Genomic DNA, 6,000 nt, shown 5'->3' on the forward strand with positions numbered 1-6,000 from the left:
TTCAGGACGCCGATTCGGGTTTCGCGCCGATCGTGAACTCGAACGAGGCCACGCCGTCGACACCGCCCGCGACGCGGTCGCCCGGTTGCAGCGCGCCCACGCCGGCCGGCGTGCCGGTGAAGATCAGGTCGCCCGCCTGCAGCTCGATGGCCTGCGACACGTAGGCGACGATATCGGGCACGGGCCAGATCATGTCGGCCAGGTCGCCTTGCTGGCGCGCTTCGCCGTTGACGGTCAGCCAGATCCGGCCGTTTTGCGGATGGCCGAGCTTGGCGGCCGGATGCAGGGGCGTGACCGGGCCCGAGGCGTCGAAACCCTTGGCCCAGTCCCAGGGGCGGCCCAGCTTCTTGGCCTCGGCCTGCAGGTCGCGACGCGTCAGGTCGACGCCCACGCCATAGCCCCACACGTGGTCGAGCGCGTCGGCCGCCGCGATCCGGCTGCCGCCCTGGCCGATCGCGATCACCAGTTCGATCTCGTGGTGCAGGTCGGAGGTCAGCGTCGGGTAGGGGATCGTGCCTTCGGCGGGCACCACCGCGTCGGCGGGCTTGCCGAAGAAGAACGGCGGCTCGCGGCTCGGATCGGCGCCCATTTCGCGGGCATGTTCCGCGTAGTTGCGGCCGACGCAGAACACGCGGCGCAGCGGGAAGCGGGCGGACGAATCGGCGACCGCGACGGAAACGGGGGCCGGCGGCGTGACGACGTAGTCGGCGGAATGGGCGCTCATGGCGTAACTCCTGGCTTGGACGGTTGGCGGGGGCCGCGGCTCGCGGCACGATGCAACGATAACAAGCCGCCGGCGGGCGCGATGCGACGAAGCTGTCGAGATTCTGGACAAATCTACGTTTCGCGCGGCCGGCGCGCCGGGGCGGGCCGATCGCGGGTTCAGGCGCCGCCGGGGTCGTCGGATGTGTTTTCGGCCTTGGTTTCGGCGCCGCCGGCGCGAGAGTCGCCGGCAGGGGCGTTGTCATCGATACCGGCCGCCGCGGCGCCGGTTTCGGCATCGGCATCGACTTCGGTTTCGCGCTCCGAATCGGCCTCGGCACCGGCACCGGCACCGGCGGCCGCCAAGCCCGCCGCGCGCGCCTCGGCATCCTCGCCGTTGGCCTCGCGATAGTCCTTCGGCGACATCCCCACGCAGGCCCGGAAGCGCCGCGAGAAATACCCCTCGTCGCGAAACCCGACGTCGTGCGCGATATCGGCGATGCGCCGCGTGGTGTGCGCGAGCAGCGACTGCGCGAGCGCGATGCGCCGCTCGGTCACCAGCTCGGTGAAGGTGCTGCCGGTTTCCTTGCGGATCAGGTGGGCCAGGTAGTTCGGCGACAGGAAGGCGGCCTCGGCGGTGCCGGTCAGCGTCAGCTCGCCGCTGGTCAGGTTGGCGCGGATGTGGCGCATCACGCGGGCCAGCGCGTCGCGCCGGCCGGCCCTCTGGGCGCCGTGGCTCTGCGCCAGCTTGCCGAGCGCGCCCGCGTACTGGGTGCTGACCAGGCCGATCAGCTGCAGCAGGTAGCCGCGCAGCAGGGTCACCGAGCCGAAGCTGCGTTCCCGGTTCACGTCGAGCATGCGCTGCGCGAGCCGGCGCGCGTCCTCGAAGGCGTCGCCGGTCAGGATGTAGTCGAGCCGCTCCTGGAAGCGGAACGGCGCGAGTTCCGGCACGCGCTGCACCGGCACGTCGTCGAGGTCGAGCGGATCGACGTCCAGATCGCTGCGCAGGAACTGCTGCGAGAAGTTGATGACGATGAAGTGCGCGCCCGGCGGATGCGGGATCAGATGCTCGCGAAACGGCAGGATGAAGGCCAGCGCGCCGCGCGGGAAGGGGCGCGTGACGCCGCCGATGCGTTGCTGCGTGTCGCCGCCGAGGTTGAACTGGATCTGGAAATAGGCGTGGCGATGCGGCTCGGTGATCGGCTGCCGGGTGGTCTGGTCCCGGATGTAGAAGTCGAGGCGGTCGCTGCGCTCGGGCATGGCATAGGTGCGCGGCTGCGAATTGGCTGGCATGGCGGATGATGCTGGGTGGTACGGTTCGAGCCGCGATGGTACAGCGGTTGGGCGCCGCGCGTGACACTTCCGTTACGCGCGGCGGCCATGCCGGGCCGAACCGCGCCGGGCGGGAGCGGTTCCCGCCGATGTTCGGCCGGTGTTCCGGGCGGCGTCGCGGCCCGCTTTCCAGGCCAGGTTCCAAGCCACGTTTCAGCCCGGCGCGGCCGCGGCCCGACGCGGGCGCAGCAGCATCGCCACCAGCGTGCGGGCATTGTCATGCAGGCGCCGCGGCTCCTGGTAGACGCGCTCGATCACGACGATGCCGCGCGTGAAGGTGATGATCAGCGCCGCCGCTTCCTTCGCCGGCACGCTCGGCTCCAGCGCCGGGTCGGGCTGCGCCAGGCGCGCCGCCAGCACCGCCTCGAAGCGGTCCAGCATGGCCGCCAGCGCTTGCCGGATCGGCTCGTCGATGCGATCGCCGGCCACCGCGGTCTTGGTCGACAGGCAGCCGCGGGTGGGCGTGCCGGTGGTCATCGAGGCGATCACGTAGGCGAAGAAGGCCTCGAGCGCCTGGTCGAGGCGCGGCGCCTCGAGCGTGCGTCGCGCGCCTTCCAGGAAGCGTGCCGCATAGACCTCGAACACGCGCAGGAACAGCGTTTCCTTGTCCTGGTAGGCGTTGTAGAGCGAGCCCCGCTGCACGCCGGTGGCGGCCGCCAGTTCCTGCATCGAGGTATCCGCGTAGCCCTTCTTCCAGAACAGGGCGAGCGCCTTGTCGAGCATCTCGCCCTCGTCGAACTGTCTTACGCCGGCCATGATGGTCCTCCAGATTCCTGCTTGAAACGACTGTCGGGCGCCATTAAACAAATCTTTGACGGGACTGTCAAGTTTGACTAGAGTGTCGAACTTGACATCGATGTCAAAGATAATCCGGCATCCATGCTTTCCCCGGTCGTTTTCCGTCATGCGCGGGCGCGAAGCTCGCGCGGCGTCACAGGAGTCCTTGCCTCATGTCCACCCCATCCTTGGCCGGCGCCCAGGCCGCGCCCGGCGCGGCCGCCATCTGGCGAGCCATCTTCGCGGGTTTGTGCGCGAGCCTGGTCGGCATCGGCCTGGCGCGTTTCGCCTATACGCCGCTGCTGCCGTCGCTGATCGAGGCGCACTGGTTCGCCGCCACCGACGTGGTGTTCCTCGGCGCCGCCAATCTCGCCGGCTACCTGCTCGGCGCGCTGGCCGGGCGGCCGCTGGCGCGGCGCTTCTCGAACCGCGCGGTGCTGCGCGCGATGATGCTGCTGGTCACGCTGGCCTTCGCCGCCTGCGCGTTCCCGGTTTCCGAAGCCTGGTTCTTCGTCTGGCGGCTCGCCTCGGGCATCGCGGGCGGCGCGATCATGGTGCTGGTGGCGGCCACCGTGCTACCGCACGTGCCGGCCGCGCGCAAGGGCACCGCGAGCGGCGCGGTGTTCCTCGGGCTGGGGCTCGGCATCGCCGGCTCGGGCACGCTGGTGCCGCTGCTGCTCGGCTTCGGGCTGCGCGATACCTGGCTCGGCCTGGCGCTGTTCTCGGCGCTGCTCAGCGCGGCGAGCTGGTTCTGCTGGCCGCGCTCGGGTGTGGCCGCGACGGCGGCGGGTGCGGCCGGCGGCGATGCCGGGGCGCAGGCCGCGCTGCCGCCGCTGCCGGCGGACACGCCGCGCACCGTGCTGCTGCTCTACGTCGAATACGGGCTGATGGCGCTCGGGCTGGTGCCGGCGATGGTGTTCCTGGTGGATTTCGTGGCGCGCGGTCTGGGCGCGGGCGCCCATCTCGGCGCGCTGTTCTGGATCCTGTACGGGATGGGCGCGATCGCCGGGCCGCCGCTGTATGGTTTTCTCGCCGACCGGTTCGGGCCCACCCGCTCGATGCGCGCGGTGATGCTGGTGCAGGCGCTGGTGGTCGCGGCGCTCGCGCTGTCGACCAACCTGGTGGCGGTGGGCCTGCTGACGATCGTGATCGGCAGCTTCCCGCCCGGCATCGTGCCGCTGATGCTGGCCCGCGTGCACCAGACGCTGCCCGAGCGGCATGCGCGGCAACATGCGATGTGGAGCCGGGCGACCACCGTGTTCGCGGCCTCGCAGGCGCTTTGCGGTTATGCCTATTCGGCGATCTTCAGCCTGAGCGGCGGCCGGCACGCCTTGCTGTTCGCGATCGGCGCGGCGGCGCTGGCGATCGGGTTCCTGGTCGATTGCGCGATCCGCCGCGCGCCCGCCGGGTCGCAAGTCGAGACGGTGCGTTGAGCGAGCTTGCCTTGCACGCCGCGACCTGATCGTCGCGGCGGCCTGGCTTGCCGTCGATAGCGCGACATGGCCGCGGCGTGGCGAAGAGGGGAGATTCTCAAACCGGATCGCCACGCGCGATGCCGTGTGGCGATTCTTCAGTGGTGGCTCGATACCTCGACGGCAAGACGGCGGCGCAAGCCGCGCCGCCGTCTTGCCTCGGAATCAGCGCGCGGCAGCCGAGGCCGGCACCGGCGCCGCGGCGGGCACCGACGTACCGCTCGCGTCGCTTGCACGGCTCGCGCCGCCTTCGGCTCCCGCGCCCGTCTCGCCATCCCAGCCGCCGCCCAGCGCCAGGAACAGGCGTACCTGATCCGCCGCCACCTGGCCCTCGGCCGCGGCCACCTGCGCATGCACGCTGGTCAGCGTTCGCGTGGCATCCAGGTCCGAAATGAAGGACTCGCGCCCCGCCGCGTAGAGGCGATGCGTCTCGTCAGCCGAGTCGCGCGCCGATTGATACGCGGTACGCAGCGCGTCGGCGCGCTGCGTATCGGCGGCGTAGGTGGCCAGGCTGCTCTGGGTCTCGCGCAGCGCGTTCAGCACCACGCCGTCGAACTGCGCCAGCGCGCCGCCGGTGGCGGCCTCGGCCTCGCGCACGCGGGCCCGCTGGCCGTTGGCGGGAAAGGTCCAGCTGATCAGCGGGCCGAACGACCAGCGGTTGGTGGTCGGCGAGAACAGGTCGCCGAAGATCCCGGTGGTGCCCACCGAGGCGCCGAAGCTGACGCTCGGATACATATCGCCGATCGCCACGCCCACGCGCGCCGTCGAGGCGGCCAGCTTGCGCTCGGCCTCGCGCACGTCGGGGCGCCGCCGCAGCAGCGCGGTGCCGTCGCCGACCGGGATCGGCTGGCTCAGCCGGGGCAGCCGCTTGCAGGCCAGGGCGGCGGGCGGCAGTTCGGCCGGCGCGCGCGCGAGCAGGGCCGCGAGCTGGTATTGCGCGACCTTGCGGCGACCCTCGAAGCGCGGGATGTCGGCCGCCAGCGTGCGAACCTGGGTGGTGCCGGTGGTCACCTCGGTCTGGCTGCCGCGGCCCGCGTCGCGCAGTCGGCGCGACAGCGACACGCGCTGCTGCTGCAGCGCCAGCGACTGCTTCGCGATCTCGAGTTCCTCGGCCGCCGAGCAGGATTCGACATAGGCGCGCACCACGTCGGCCACCACCGTGATGCGGGCCAGGTCGCCGGCGGCCTTGACCGCGTCGGTATCGGCCCGCGCCGCCTCGACGCCGCGCTTGAGCTTGCCGAACAGGTCGAACTCGTAGGACACGTTGATATTGAAGGCGCCTTCGTTCACCACCGGCAGCTTCTCGGTCAGCAGGTATTGCTCGGCCGATTCCTGGGCGCGCTGCGCGCCGCCCGCGAAACCGCCGGAGAAGCCGCCCTGGGCGTTGGCCACGTCGAGCGCGGCGCGCGAGCGGGCCAGGTTGGCGGCTGCCACGCGCAGGTCGGTATTGGACTGCAGGGCCAGTTGCACCAGGCCGTCGAGCACCGGGTCGTCGTAGAGCCGCCACCAGTTGGCCGGCACCGTGCCGTGCGAGACCAGCGAGCTGCCGTCGCCGGCGCCGTCGAGCGGCGCGTTCGCCAGCGGCGCGTTGACCAGGGCCTGTTTCGGCAAGCGGTAGTTCGGGCCGACCGTGGTGCAGGCACCCAGCGCCACCGCCAACGCGGCGGCGGCCAGCGGCGCGAGCGCGGCGCGCCGGCGCGATCGCGGGCCGCTCATC

General features: G+C 71.6%; 5 protein-coding genes. 1 reads left to right on the top strand and 4 read right to left on the bottom strand.

The features are described 5' to 3' along the window. Window position 1: 1 nt before the first annotated feature. The 3 genes from F3J10_RS22655 to F3J10_RS22665 form a co-directional block, all read right to left on the bottom strand. Complete coding sequence (locus F3J10_RS22655) at window positions 2–724, bottom strand: fumarylacetoacetate hydrolase family protein (RefSeq protein WP_025098974.1); 723 nt, start codon at window positions 722–724, stop codon at window positions 2–4. Between the two features lie 158 nt (window positions 725–882). Further along, window positions 883–1,962: a helix-turn-helix transcriptional regulator gene (locus tag F3J10_RS22660; RefSeq protein WP_240155683.1), complete on the bottom strand. Its 1,080-nt coding sequence runs from the start codon at window positions 1,960–1,962 to the stop codon at window positions 883–885. Between the two features lie 225 nt (window positions 1,963–2,187). Continuing rightward, on the bottom strand, window positions 2,188–2,790 hold the full coding sequence (locus tag F3J10_RS22665) for a TetR/AcrR family transcriptional regulator (protein WP_167243034.1): 603 nt from the start codon (window positions 2,788–2,790) through the stop codon (window positions 2,188–2,190). Window positions 2,791–2,984: 194 nt separating this feature from the next. Here F3J10_RS22665 and F3J10_RS22670 point away from each other — a divergent pair, with 194 nt between their 5' ends. Continuing rightward, window positions 2,985–4,244, top strand: a complete 1,260-nt coding sequence (locus F3J10_RS22670) for a YbfB/YjiJ family MFS transporter (RefSeq protein ID WP_167243035.1) — start codon at window positions 2,985–2,987, stop codon at window positions 4,242–4,244. Between the two features lie 204 nt (window positions 4,245–4,448). On the opposite strand, the gene F3J10_RS22675 is transcribed toward F3J10_RS22670, so the two are convergent. Beyond that, a complete protein-coding gene (locus F3J10_RS22675; protein WP_167243036.1) occupies window positions 4,449–5,999 on the bottom strand; it encodes an efflux transporter outer membrane subunit in 1,551 nt (516 codons plus the stop codon). Window position 6,000: the final 1 nt, after the last annotated feature.

The sequence above is a fragment of the Burkholderia sp. Cy-637 genome (assembly GCF_011753175.1).
GTDB lineage: Bacteria > Pseudomonadota > Gammaproteobacteria > Burkholderiales > Burkholderiaceae > Burkholderia > Burkholderia gladioli.